Source organism: Mycobacterium sp. SMC-11 (genome assembly GCF_046250095.1).
Lineage (GTDB): Bacteria > Actinomycetota > Actinomycetes > Mycobacteriales > Mycobacteriaceae > Mycobacterium > Mycobacterium heraklionense_A.
In genome coordinates this window covers 3,659,679-3,672,408 of sequence record NZ_CP176430.1, presented here as the reverse complement: position 1 = coordinate 3,672,408, position 12,730 = coordinate 3,659,679, and the positions used below count along the sequence as shown (strand labels likewise).

Sequence of the window (12,730 nt, the reverse complement as noted above, 5' to 3'; positions counted from 1 at the left end):
GAAACGAGGCTGACCCGTCATGCGTGACATGGTTGAGATCGGCATGGGCCGCACCGCCCGTCGCACCTATGAGCTCGACGACATCAACATCGTGCCGTCCCGGCGTACGCGTTCCTCCAAGGACGTGTCCACCGCCTGGCAGCTGGACGCCTACCGGTTCGAGATGCCGGTGCTGGCTCATCCCACCGACGCGCTGGTCTCCCCGGAGTTCGCCATCGAACTGGGCCGGCTCGGTGGACTGGGTGTGCTCAACGGCGAAGGACTGATCGGTCGCCACGCCGACGTCGAGGCCAAGATCGCCCAGGTGGTCGAAGCGGCCGCCAAAGAACCCGAGCCGTCGGCGGCGATCCGGCTGCTGCAGCAGTTGCACGCCGCGCCGCTGAACCCTGAGCTGCTCGGCGCCGCGGTGGCGCGGATCAGCGAGGCCGGCGTGACCACCGCGGTGCGGGTGAGCCCGCAGAACGCCGCGGCACTGACCCCGGCGCTGGTGGCAGCCGGCGTCGACCTGCTGGTCATCCAGGGCACCATCATCTCCGCCGAACGGGTCGCCGTGGACCGCGACGGTGCCGGCGAACCGCTCAACTTGAAGACCTTCATCTCCGAGCTGGACATCCCGGTGGTGGCCGGCGGCGTGATCGACCACCGCACCGCGCTGCACCTGATGCGGACCGGCGCGGCCGGGGTGATCGTGGGTTACGGCTCCACCTCCGGGGTGACCACCTCCGATGAGGTCCTGGGCATCTCGGTGCCGATGGCCACCGCGATCGCCGACGCGGCCGCTGCGCGCCGTGAATACCTCGATGAGACCGGCGGGCGCTACGTGCACGTGCTGGCCGACGGCGACATCCACACGTCCGGCGATCTGGCCAAGGCGATCGCCTGCGGCGCCGACGCGGTGGTGCTGGGCACGCCGCTGGCGGGCGCAGCTGAGGCGCAGGGCGACGGCTGGTACTGGCCGTCGGCCGCCGCCCACCCCTCCCTGCCGCGTGGCGCGCTGATGCAGGTCGCCTACGGGGAGCGCCCCAGCCTGGCGCAGGTGCTCGAGGGCCCCTCCGATGACCCGTTCGGTTCCTTGAACCTGGTCGGCGGGCTGCGTCGCGCGATGGCCAAGGCCGGCTACTGCGATCTCAAGGAATTCCAGAAGGTCGGCCTGACCGTCGGTTCGTGAGCCCGCCAGGTAAGGGCAGCCTATCTAGCAAGTTACCGGTGAGTACGGTCATACTTGCTGGCTATGGAGCCTGACTACGACGTCCTGATTATCGGCTCGGGTTTCGGTGGCAGCGTGAGCGCGCTGCGGCTGACCGAGAAGGGCTATCGGGTCGGCGTACTGGAAGCCGGTCGCCGATACGCCGACGCCGATTTCGCCAAGAACTCCTGGCACCTGCGCGAGTTTCTGTGGGCGCCGAAGCTGGGGTGCTACGGCATCCAGCGCATCCACCTGCTCAACAACGTCATGGTGCTGGCCGGGGCCGGGGTCGGCGGCGGGTCGCTGAACTACGCCAACACGCTCTACGTACCGCCGGAGCCGTTCTTCGCCGACAAGCAGTGGGCGCACATCACCGACTGGCGCGCCGAGCTGACGCCGCACTACGACCAGGCCCAGCGGATGCTCGGCGTGGTCAAGAACCCGACCTTCACCGACGCGGACCGCATCGTCAAGCAGGTAGCCGATGAGATGGGGGTCGGCGACACCTTCGTGGCCACCCCGGTCGGGGTGTTCTTCGGCCCGGACGGCGCCAGCGGAGCCAAGGAGCCGGGCAAGACGGTGGCCGACCCGTTCTTCGGCGGCGCCGGCCCGCAGCGCACCGGGTGCATCGAGTGCGGCGAATGCATGACGGGTTGTCGCTGGGGCGCCAAGAACACCTTGGTCAAGAACTACCTGTATCTGGCGGAATCGAATGGCGCACAGGTGCATCCGATGACGACGGTGACCGCCTTCGAACAGGGGGCCGACGGGTTGTGGCAGGTGACGACGGTGCGAACCGGCCTGCGTGCGCGCCGGCACCGCAAGACCTTCACCGCCCGGCATCTGATCCTGGCCGCCGGCACCTACAACACCCAGCGGCTGCTGTTCAAGATGCGCGATAAGGGCAAGCTGCCCAAGTTGTCCGACAAGCTCGGAGTGCTGACCCGCACCAACTCCGAATCCATCGTGGGTGCGGCGACATTGAGCGTGAATCCGGATCTGGACCTGACCCACGGCGTGGCGATCACCTCCTCGATTCATCCCACTGCCGACACCCACGTCGAACCGGTCCGCTACGGCAAGGGCTCCAACGCCATGGGGCTGTTGCAGACCTTGATGACCGACGGCACCGGGCCGAGCGGGACCGATGTGCCGCGCTGGAAGCAACTGCTGAACCAGGGCCGTGAAGACCCCCGCAACATCCTGCGGCTGCTGAACCCCAAAGACTGGAGCGAACGCACCGTGATCGCCCTGGTCATGCAGCACCTGGACAACTCCATCACCACCTTCACCAAACGCGGCAAGCTGGGCATCCGCCGCTACAGCAGCAAGCAGGGCCACGGCGAGCCGAACCCGAGCTGGATTCCGGTCGGCAACGAGGTCACCCGCCGCATCGCCGCCAAGATCGACGGGGTGGCCGGCGGCACCTGGGGCGAGCTGTTCAACATCCCGCTCACCGCGCACTTCTTGGGCGGCGCCGCGATCGGAGACAGCCCCGAGCACGGCGTCATCGACCCCTACCAGCGGGTGTACGGCTACCCGACCATGGCGGTGATGGACGGTGCGGCGGTCTCGGCCAATCTCGGGGTCAACCCGTCGCTGTCGATCACCGCGCAGGCCGAGCGGGCCGCCTCACTGTGGCCCAACAAGGGCGAGGCCGATCTGCGGCCGGCCCAGAACGAGCCCTACCGGCGACTGGACCCGATCGCGCCGAAGAACCCGGCGGTGCCGGACAGCGCCTTCGGTGCACTGCGCTGGTCTGGGTGATTTCGGCGCGATAATTCCCGCTGAGCGGGCGCAACCGCGCCGAAATCGCACGGGTTCACCGCGCCACCTCCCGGCGGTGCTTCGGCTCGCGCCCGGGCGGCTGCGGCGGGGCGGGCAACAGCGGTTCACGCCGACGGGCGGGCAGCGTGGTCGGGGACTGCGTACTGAGTTCGACCTCCCTGCCGGCATGGTTGATCGTCAGCCGACCGTCGGGGCCATCGCGCAGGGTGTAGGTGACCTTGCTGTGGTTGGCGTCGACCGTCACCCGAAATCCCTGCCAGCGCAACCCAAACCGTAGCCGTGAGATCCCGTCCGGCAGTGCGGGATCCAACGACAGCACGCCGGCGTCGTCACGCAGGCCGCCGAACCCGGCCACCAAGGCGAGCCAGGTCCCGGCCAGCGACGCCATATGCAGGCCGTCGCGGGTGTTGTCGTGCAGATCGCGCAGGTCGACGAACGCCGTCTCGTAGGTGTAGTCGTGGGCCAACTCCAAATGCCCCACCTCGGCGCACATCACGGCCTGGGTGCACGCCGACAGCGACGAGTCGCGCACCGTGCGCCGCTCGTAGTAGTCGACGTTGCGGGCCTTCTGCTCGTCGGTGAACGCATGGCTGCGCCACTGCATGGCCAGCAGCAGATCGGCCTGCTTGACCACCTGGGCCGGATACAGCCGCACATAGGGTTCGTTGAGCAGCAGCGGGTAGGTGTTGCGGGTGTCGAAGTCCCATTCCGCGGCCGTGGTGAAACCGTCGCACTGCGGATGGACCCCGAGTTCCTCGTCATAGGGGATGTGCGCCGCGTCGGCCGCGTCCCGCCAGCCGGCCATCTCCTCGGTAGTGACCCCCAGTTCGTGGGCGGCATCGGGATGGCGGGCGCACGCTTGCGCGGCGGTGCGCAGATTGTGAGCGGCCATCAGATTGGTGAACACGTTGTCGCGGACGATCGCGGTGTATTCGTCGGGGCCGGTGACCCCGTACAGGTGCCACACCCCGTGCCGATCGTGGTGCCCCAGCGAGCGCCAGAGCCGCGCGGTCTCGACCAGCACCGCCAGCCCGCACTCCTGCTCCACCGTGTTGTCGCCGGTGACCACCCGGTACTGCTCGAACGCCGCCGCGATATCGGCGTTGATGTGCCAGGCGGCGGTGCCCGCCGGCCAGTACCCGGAGCACTCCTGGCCACGGATCGTCCGCCACGGGAAAGCCGCGCCGGACAGCCCCAGCTCGGTGGCTCGCCCGCGCGCGAGATCGAGCGTGGTCGCTCGCCAGCGCAGCGCGTCGGCTGCGGCGTGCGGAGCGGTGTAGATCAGCACCGGCAGGATGAAACTCTCGCTGTCCCAAAAGGTATGGCCGTCATAACCGGTGCCGGTCAGACCCTTGCTGGGGATGGCACGCCGTTCGGCGCGGGCGCTGGCCTGCAGCAGGTGGAACAGCGCGAAGCGGATCGCCTGCTGGCAGTCCGGGTCGCCGTGGACCTCGACGTCGGCGCCGTCCCAGAACTCGTCGAGGTAGGCGCGTTGGGCGTCGACCAGCCCCTGCCAGCCGCTGTAGCGGGCACCGGTCAGCGCCGCGATGGCCTGATCGCGCAGCGCGGGCCGGGACCGCTCACTGGACCAGCCGTAGGCCAGGTATTTGACGATGCGCAGTTTCTGCCCCGGGCGCAGGCCGCACACCACGGTGGTCGCCGCCACGTCGGAGATCGTCATCGTGGAGACCTGGACCCGGCCGGGTACCTCGACCTCGTGATCCATGGCCGCGGCCATCATCAGTTCGCTGGCCCGGGTGCGATGCACCAGCACTGCGCCGGTGTTGGTGTTCTCGCATTCGACGGCCTCCAGCGGATTCTCCAGGATCGCCGCAACTCGCGGGTCGGTGGAGGTCGGTGGCTGGTCCTCGTTGGCGACTAGCTCGGATTGCACTGTCACACGGACGAATTCGTCGATTGCCTCGACGACGTATTCGATGGCCGCGACGGCGCGGTGCGCCAGCGACACCAGCCGGGTCGAATGGACCTTGACCTGTTTTTTCGCTGGGGAGCGCCAGTGGATGTGGCGGGTCAGGGTGCCTGCCCGCAGGTCGAGGATGCGCTCGTGGTCGATCAGCTCGCCGTAGCGGACGTCCAGCGGTTCGTCGTCGACCATCAGCCGGATGATCTTGCCGTTGGTCACGTCGACGACGGTCTGCCCGGCCTGCGGGTAGCCGAATCCAGACTCGGCGTGCGGCAGCGGCCGCACCTCGTAGAACGAGTTCAGGTAGGTGCCGGGCAGGCCGTGCGGTTCGCCCTCATCGAGGTTGCCGCGTAAGCCGATGTGTCCGTTGGACAGCGCGAACAGGGACTCGGTCTGGCCAAGCAGATCCAGATCGAGGTGGGTTTCGCGGATCTGCCACGGTTCTATCGGAAAGTAATCCTCGGAGATCATCGGCCCGCTTTCACAACAGTTGATCCAGATCGGTGACTACGACATCGGCGCCGTGGCTCAGCAGGTCATCGCGCTGGCCCACCCGGTCGACGCCCACCACGAAGCCGAACCCGCCGGCTCGACCGGCCGCCACCCCCGACAGCGCATCCTCGAAAACCGCTGCCGCGGTGGGGGTGACCCCGAGTAGCTGCGCGGCCCGCAGGAACGAGTCCGGTGCGGGCTTGCCCGCGATGTGTTCGGTACGCAGCGTCACCCCGTCGACCCGCTGCGCAATGAACTTCTCCAGACCGGTGAGCGCTAGCACGTCACCGGCGTTGGCGCTGGCCGACACCACGGCGGTGGCCAGGCCGGCAGCGGTGACCGCCGCCAGGTAGCGTCGGGACCCCTCGAACACCTCCACGCCGTCGGCCTGCAGCGTCACCCGGAACGCCTCGTTCTTGCGGTTGCCCAGACCGTGCACGGTTTCGGCGTCGGGCGGGTCGTCGTCGGCGCCGTCGGGCAGCGTGATGCCGCGGCTGGCCAGAAACGCGCGCACCCCGTCGTCGCGTTTGCGGCCGTCGACGAAGCGCCGGTAATCACCTTCCGCGTCGAACGGCACGAACGGCTCGCCGGTGCGTTCGGCACGCGCCGACAGGTAGGCGTCGAACATGGATTTCCAGGCGCGGGTGTGCACGCTGGCGGTGTCGGTGAGCACTCCATCGAGGTCGAACAGGCAGGCACGCACCGTTTCGGGCAGACCCAGCACGTGTCCTCCCTCCGGCGATCCGGCGTGCCTACACTTCACCATGCCCGCCGTTGGTCCGGCTGACTTTCGCCGCCACTAGACTCTTTGCGTGTCATCACCATCGTCTCGCCCCGTCTTGGTCATCGACTTCGGCGCGCAGTACGCCCAATTGATCGCCCGCCGGGTTCGGGAGGCACGGGTGTTCTCCGAAGTCGTCCCGCACACCGCGACCGTCGAAGAGATCGCCGCGCGCGATCCGCTGGCGATCGTGCTGTCCGGCGGGCCGTCCAGCGTCTACGCCGAGGGTGCCCCGCAGCTCGATCCGGCGCTGTTTGACCTCGGCCTTCCGGTGTTCGGCATCTGCTACGGCTTCCAGGCCATGGCGGCCGCGCTCGGCGGCACCGTCGAGCACACCGGGACCAGTGAGTACGGCCGCACCGAACTGACGGTGACCGGCGGGGAACTGCACTCGGGCCTGCCGGGCACCCAGCCGGTGTGGATGAGCCACGGTGACGCGGTGACCGTGGCGCCGGACGGGTTCACCGTGGTGGCCGGCACCGCGGGCGCACCGGTGGCCGCATTCGAGAACCGCGCCCGCCGGCTGGCCGGGGTGCAATACCACCCCGAGGTGCTGCACACCCCCTACGGGCAGCGGGTGCTCAGCCGGTTCCTGCACGAGTTCGCCGGCATCGACGCGGCCTGGACGCCCGCCAACATCGCCGATGCGCTGATCGAGCAGGTACGCGAACAGATCGGCGACGGCCACGCCATCTGCGGACTGTCCGGCGGGGTGGACTCCGCGGTGGCCGCGGCACTGGTGCAGCGTGCCATCGGTGACCGCCTGACATGTGTGTTCGTCGACCATGGGCTGTTGCGCGCCGGGGAGCGCGAGCAGGTGCAGAACGACTTCGTCTCCGCCACCGGCGCCAAGCTGGTCACCGTGGACGCCGAAGCGGTGTTCCTCGACGCGCTGTCCGGGGTGTCCGATCCCGAGGGCAAGCGAAAGATCATCGGGCGCCAGTTCATCCGGGCGTTCGAGGGTGCGGTGCGAGACACCTTGGGAGACCACGCTTCTGAAGGGGGAGTCGAGTTCCTGGTGCAGGGCACGCTGTATCCGGACGTGGTGGAATCCGGCGGGGGGACCGGCACCGCGAACATCAAGAGCCACCACAACGTCGGCGGGCTGCCCGACGACCTGAAGTTCAGTCTCGTCGAGCCGCTGCGGCTGCTGTTCAAGGACGAGGTGCGTGCGGTCGGGCGCGAGTTGGGACTGCCGGAGGAGATCGTTGCCCGCCAACCGTTCCCGGGTCCCGGGCTGGGCATCCGGATCGTCGGCGAGGTCACCGGCCCGCGGCTGGCGACGCTGCGGGCGGCCGACGCGATCGCCCGCGAGGAGTTGACCGCCGCCGGTCTGGACCACCAGATCTGGCAGTGCCCGGTGGTGCTGCTGGCCGATGTCCGTTCGGTGGGCGTGCAGGGCGACGGCCGCACCTACGGCCACCCGATCGTGCTGCGGCCGGTGTCCAGTGAGGACGCCATGACCGCCGACTGGACGCGGGTGCCCTACGAGGTGCTGGAGCGGATCTCAACCCGGATAACCAATGAGGTTCCCGAGGTCAACCGCGTAGTGTTGGACGTCACCAGCAAACCACCCGGCACTATTGAGTGGGAGTAGCCACGATGATTGCTGCGCTTTCGGCTGCCGACGTCCAGCGTCGTGAATTCTGGGCGCAACTGTGCCCGGAAATGTCGATCGAAGCCGGGGGCGCCCGCCCGTCCGCCGCGGTCGGCGAGCTCGACACCCAGCTGGCCAACCTGAAGCGCGAGGGCTACGTCCAGGTTCCCGACGCCCTGCCGGAAGCGGCCATCGCGCCCATTCGCGCGGGCGTGTCGACGCTGTTCCAACAAGGAATCCCACTGGCTTTCGCCTTCGTCTATGACGAGCTGTGGCTGGCTTTCCAGGGGCTTTCGGAGTTCCTGTCCAGCGTGATGGGCGAGGGGTATCAGGCGTTGCCCGACTTCTGGGTCTGGCACGTCAACCCCAGCGATAGCGCCGTGGGTTGGGGGCCGCACCGCGACCGGGTGATCGGGACTCTCGATGCCGACAACTCACCGCGGACGCTGACGGTGTGGCTCCCGTTCACCGATGCCACCCCGCTCAACGGGTGCATGTACGTGCTGCCGGCTCATCTCGACGATCGTTTCGTCCAGCGTCGATGGGACGGGCCGGACAACACGACGGTCCGCAATCTCCAGGACATTCGGGCGCTGCCGGCCACGGCGGGCACCATGTTCGCCTGGAATCAGGCAGTCCTGCACTGGGGCGGGCGCGGCAGCCGTCTCGGAGCCGCGCCGCGGATCAGCGCCGCCTTCGAGTTTCAGCGTTCCGACTGCGCGCCGTTCAACACGCCGTTGCTGGATCCAGGTCGCATGCCGACGTTCACCGAGCGGCTCGGGTTGATCGGCAAACAGGTTCTGCAATATCGCCACATGTATCCACTGGCCAGTGATGTCGAGGCCATCGCGACCCTGCTCGCGGAGCGCTACATGCCCGAGGTGGCTGCCTCGATGGGAGTCAGTGCGGCTCTCTGATCGAGTGGGGGTAATCCCTACATCGGCATTGCGCGCAGTGCGGCGGGAAGACTCGGCAGAAAATGCGCGGTCGCGAACGTGCGGATGTCCTCGGCGGACTCCAGCGGTTCGCGCGACGGCAATAACAGTGCCATCGCGGCGTAGCGCAGGATGGTGTCGGCCAATTCGGTGACGACCGCCGCGCCGATGCGTTCGGCGAATCCGGCCGGGAAGATCACCTGCAGCGCTTCGGACATCCGGTCCATGATCGCGTCGTAGTGCCGTTGGCCCAGTTCCAGCGCCAGCGCCGGCTCGTCGGTGATCATCCGGTTGAGCACCCGATGCCGGCGAAACTGCATGATCGCCGAGGTGAACGCCTCGACATAGTAATTCGACTGGGGACCAGAGTTTTTCAGCTCGGCGGCGATGTCGTCGTAGAGCGCGGCGTTCTCCCGGTCGATGACCGCGGCGACCAGCTCATCGCGGCCGGCGAACCGGCGGTAGATGGTGGTGCGGCTGACTCGCGCGCGGCGGGCGACGTCGTCGAGTGCGACCCGCCGGAAGCCGTGCTGCTCGAATTCGGCGACCGCGGCATCGAGGATGGCGGTGGTCGTCGGGTCAGCCCCGGGTGTAGCCGGCATAGGCGAATTGGTTGTAGCGCAGTCGCATCGGCAAATGATCCCACGCCCAGTTGACCGGCCGCGACCGGCAGACCGCGGCGAACCGCTGATAGCGCCGCTCGTGGCGATCACTCCACGGCAGGCCCAGTTGGGCACGGGTGCTCGGCGGCATACCGCCGGTGGTGAGAAACGCCGCGAGCGGATTGAAGACCACCGAGATCGCCCGCCACAGCGTCGGCGGCACTCCCTTGGGGCAGGGGAAGCCCTTGGTGACATAGCCGACGCCGTACTTGGCGGTCGGGTGGTCGACGAGAACCTTGTCCAGCATCTGATTCCAGTAGCGCTCGAACGCGGCGTAGTCGGCCGGCATCGCCCGGTCGCTGACACCGTAGCGGCGATACCAGGTCTTCGATTCGAGGTAGATCCGCTCCTTCTCGGCGGGGGTCAGCCGCTTGACGAAGGTGTCGGCGAAGTACAGCACCTGCTCGACGAAGGTGGCGTGTGCCCAGAAGTAGGTCTCGGGATCCAGTGCGTGATACCGGCTCCCGTCAGGCATCTTCCCCTTGATGTTGTGGTGGAAGTCGCGCACCTGCTGGCCGGTGTTATCCGAGTCGTCGCCGTAGACGGTCATGAAGATCGGCGGCAGCGAACGTTTGACGCGGGCGGCGGTGTCGGTGAAGAACACCGAGTGGTCCAACACGCCCTGGCCGAGCTCGGCGAGCATGTTCTGCAGCACCGCGGGCCGCGGCCCGATCAAGAACATCCGGTTGTCGCCGAAGTAGCGCCACACCAAGGACTGCGGTCCCAACGGCAGTGCATCGGTAGCCGCGTCGGACTCCACGGATTGGGTCATGCGGAACAGTGTTACATATTTTGAACTCTGTACCAATCGTCGGCGGTTCACAGCCTTCTGTGCGGTGCTGATGGGGCGCGCGGGGCCCTTGGTGCGCCGTCGGGAAATCCGGCTTGACGGTTGTCGGTGGGGAAGTGTTCACTCGGGTCAATCGAACATAGTTTCGAACATATTCGAGCGGTTTCCGGAGGCGATCATGACGGCGGCGGTGGACTTGGGGCAACGTCATAGCTCCGGAGAAAATCGCGCCGACCAGCTAGAACGGCTGCGTCGGCAGATGGCGGCGGTGTCGGGCAAGGTGGGTGCGGGCCGGCGGGGGGCCGGATCGTCGGCGACGACCACTCTGGTGGCCCCGGCCGCCGACTCCGTGCTGCCGGTCCCGTCGCTGCTGGCCGGGGTGTTGCCCGCCGGACTACCGCGCGGCACGGTGGCGGCGCTCTCGGGGGCCCGCTCGCTGATGCTGAGCATGGTGGCCGCGGTGACGGCGGCCGGCGGCAACGCCGCCATCGTCGGTCAGCCGGATCTCGGGTTACTGGCCGCCGCCGAGATGGGGGCCGACCTGAGCCGGCTCGCGGTGATCCCCGACCCCGGCAACGACCCGGTGGAGGTGGCCACGGTGCTGATGGACGGCATGGATCTGGTGGTGCTCGGACTGGGCGGCCGATCGGTGCCGCCAGCGCGCACCCGGGTGGTGCTGGCCCGCGCGCGGCACCGGGGCTGCGCCCTGCTGGTCTCCGGCGGCGCCTGGCAGGGCACGGCGCTGCAGTTGGACGCCCGGGTGAGCGGCTATGAGACGGTTGGCGACAAGATGCCGGGCTGCGGCGCCATCTCCGGCTTCGGGCGGATCGGCGCGGTGCGGCTCGAGGTGCGGGCCGCCGGACGCGCGGCCGGGCGAACCAGGGCCGGGTAGCGAGCCTTCGCATGGCCGACTCTCGAGTACTGGCGCTGTGGTGCATGGACTGGCCCGCGGTCGCCGCGGCGGCGGCGGCGGGGCTGCCGGCCACCGCGCCCATTGCGGTCACCCTGGCCAACCGGGTGGTCGCCTGTTCGGCGGGCGCCCGTGCGGCGGGGGTGCGGCGGGGGCTGCGACGCCGAGAGGCGGCGGCCCGCTGTCCGGCGCTGCATGTGGTGGCCGCCGACACCGATCGCGATGCCCGGCTGTTCGAGCCGGTCCTGGCCGAGGTCGACGAACTGATGCCGGCTGCCGAGGTGTTGCGGCCCGGGCTGCTGGTGGTGTCGGTGCGCGGTGCGGTGCGCGCCTTCGGCTCCGAGGAGCGGGCCGCCGAACGCCTCGTCGATGCGGTGGCCGCGGCCGATGTCGAATGCCAGGTCGGGATCGCCGACGGGCTCTCCACCGCGGTGCTCGCCGCACGTGCCGGCGCCGTGGTGCCGCCCGGGACAGACGCCCGATTCCTGTCAGCGCAGTCGATCCGGCAGCTGGCCGCCGAGCCCAGCCTGTCCGGTCCGGGGCGTGACGGCCTGGTCGACCTGTTGTGGCGCTTGGGTATTCGAACCATCGGGCAATTCGCTGCGCTGCCCCGCCCGGATGTCACCTCGCGGTTCGGCCCCGACGCGCTCATCGCGCACCGGTTCGCCCGCGCCGAGCCGGAACGCGGGCCGTCCGGGCGGGAGCCCACGCCGGATCTCGAGGCCGTGCTGCACTGCGATCCGCCGATCGACCGGGTCGACGCCGCGGCGTTCGCCGGGCGCTCGCTGGCCGGTGCGCTGCACCGGACGCTGATGGCCGCCGGGGTCGGCTGCACCCGGCTGGCCATTCACGCCGTCACCGACACCGGGGAAGAGCTGACCCGGGTGTGGCGATGCGCCGAGCCGTTGACCGAGGACGCCACCGCGGATCGGGTGCGCTGGCAGCTGGACGGCTGGCTGAACAGCCGCGTCGGCTCCGACCGGCCCACCGGCCCGGTGACACTGCTGCGGCTGGAGCCGGTGGAGGTGCTCTCGGCGACCGAGGCGCTGCAGTTGCCGCTGTGGGGCGGTCTGGGGGAGGAGGACCGATTGCGTGCCCGCCGCGCCCTGGTGCGGGTGCAGGGCCTGCTCGGCCCCGAAGCGGTGCGGGTGCCGGTGCTCTCCGGCGGCCGCGGCCCCGCCGAGCGCATCACCTTGACCCCGCTGGGGGATGAGCCGGTGCCGCTGGCCGACCCGCGCCAGCCGTGGCCCGGCCGGCTCCCCGAACCCTCGCCGTCGGTGCTGCTCGACGACCCGGTGGAACTGCTTGATGCCGAACGCAATCCGATCCGCGTGACGGGCCGGGGGCTCTTCTCCGCCGACCCGGTGTGGCTGGTCGCCCGGGGCCGCGACGACCGGCTGCGCTGGTGGGCCGGTCCCTGGCCGGTCGACGAGCGATGGTGGGACCCGCAGCGGGAGGGGCCGGGTTCCGGGCGTACCGCCCGGGTCCAGGCACTGCTGGAGGACTCGCCGGGAAGCGCGGCGCCCGGGCGGGCGCTGCTGCTGTGTTACCGGCTGCGGCGGTGGTATCTGGAGGGGGTGTACGAGTGAACCGGCGCCGGCTACCCTGCCCGGGCGCCTCGCCCGGCTTCGCCGAGCGTGTCATGACTGCGAAAAAACTCGGCTC

10 protein-coding genes are annotated in these 12,730 nt (G+C 69.3%); 6 read left to right on the top strand and 4 right to left on the bottom strand.

The genetic code is table 11. From position 1 onward, the window contains the following. Positions 1–28: 28 nt before the first annotated feature. Positions 29–1,168 carry a GuaB3 family IMP dehydrogenase-related protein gene (locus ACKY0X_RS17450; RefSeq protein ID WP_152665945.1) on the top strand — a complete coding sequence of 380 codons (1,140 nt, stop codon included), beginning with the start codon at positions 29–31 and terminating at the stop codon, positions 1,166–1,168. Positions 1,169–1,231: 63 nt separating this feature from the next. Continuing rightward, the gene (locus ACKY0X_RS17445; protein ID WP_409427061.1) at positions 1,232–2,953 is read left to right on the top strand and encodes a GMC oxidoreductase; all 1,722 of its coding nucleotides are present in this window, start codon (positions 1,232–1,234) and stop codon (positions 2,951–2,953) included. A 55-nt stretch (positions 2,954–3,008) separates the two neighbouring features. Here the strand turns inward: ACKY0X_RS17445 and ACKY0X_RS17440 are convergent, their stop codons facing one another. Together ACKY0X_RS17440 and ACKY0X_RS17435 are read right to left on the bottom strand one after the other, a co-directional pair. Further along, complete coding sequence (locus ACKY0X_RS17440; RefSeq protein WP_046285232.1) at positions 3,009–5,369, bottom strand: glycoside hydrolase family 65 protein; 2,361 nt, start codon at positions 5,367–5,369, stop codon at positions 3,009–3,011. A 10-nt stretch (positions 5,370–5,379) separates the two neighbouring features. Beyond that, positions 5,380–6,156, bottom strand: coding sequence for a beta-phosphoglucomutase family hydrolase (locus ACKY0X_RS17435; protein ID WP_409427060.1), 777 nt, complete (start codon positions 6,154–6,156; stop codon positions 5,380–5,382). Between the two features lie 46 nt (positions 6,157–6,202). Here ACKY0X_RS17435 and guaA point away from each other — a divergent pair, with 46 nt between their 5' ends. Both guaA and ACKY0X_RS17425 read left to right on the top strand, forming a co-directional pair. Further along, positions 6,203–7,768, top strand: a complete 1,566-nt coding sequence (gene guaA, locus ACKY0X_RS17430; protein ID WP_046285230.1) for a glutamine-hydrolyzing GMP synthase — start codon at positions 6,203–6,205, stop codon at positions 7,766–7,768. 5 nt (positions 7,769–7,773) lie between these two features. Beyond that, on the top strand, positions 7,774–8,685 hold the full coding sequence (locus tag ACKY0X_RS17425; protein ID WP_409427059.1) for a phytanoyl-CoA dioxygenase family protein: 912 nt from the start codon (positions 7,774–7,776) through the stop codon (positions 8,683–8,685). A gap of 17 nt (positions 8,686–8,702) precedes the next feature. Here ACKY0X_RS17425 and ACKY0X_RS17420 read toward each other — a convergent pair whose 3' ends face one another. Continuing rightward, a complete protein-coding gene (locus tag ACKY0X_RS17420) occupies positions 8,703–9,305 on the bottom strand; it encodes a TetR/AcrR family transcriptional regulator (RefSeq protein ID WP_409427058.1) in 603 nt (200 codons plus the stop codon). Next, the gene (locus tag ACKY0X_RS17415) at positions 9,283–10,137 is read right to left on the bottom strand and encodes an oxygenase MpaB family protein (RefSeq protein ID WP_409427057.1); all 855 of its coding nucleotides are present in this window, start codon (positions 10,135–10,137) and stop codon (positions 9,283–9,285) included. Before ACKY0X_RS17415 ends, ACKY0X_RS17420 begins: the two co-directional genes overlap by 23 nt. Positions 10,138–10,333: 196 nt before the next feature. Here ACKY0X_RS17415 and ACKY0X_RS17410 point away from each other — a divergent pair, with 196 nt between their 5' ends. Continuing rightward, positions 10,334–11,047, top strand: a complete 714-nt coding sequence (locus ACKY0X_RS17410) for a hypothetical protein (protein WP_409427056.1) — start codon at positions 10,334–10,336, stop codon at positions 11,045–11,047. A gap of 11 nt (positions 11,048–11,058) precedes the next feature. After that, complete coding sequence (locus ACKY0X_RS17405) at positions 11,059–12,654, top strand: DNA polymerase Y family protein (protein ID WP_409427055.1); 1,596 nt, start codon at positions 11,059–11,061, stop codon at positions 12,652–12,654. The last annotated feature ends 76 nt before the right edge of the window (positions 12,655–12,730 follow it).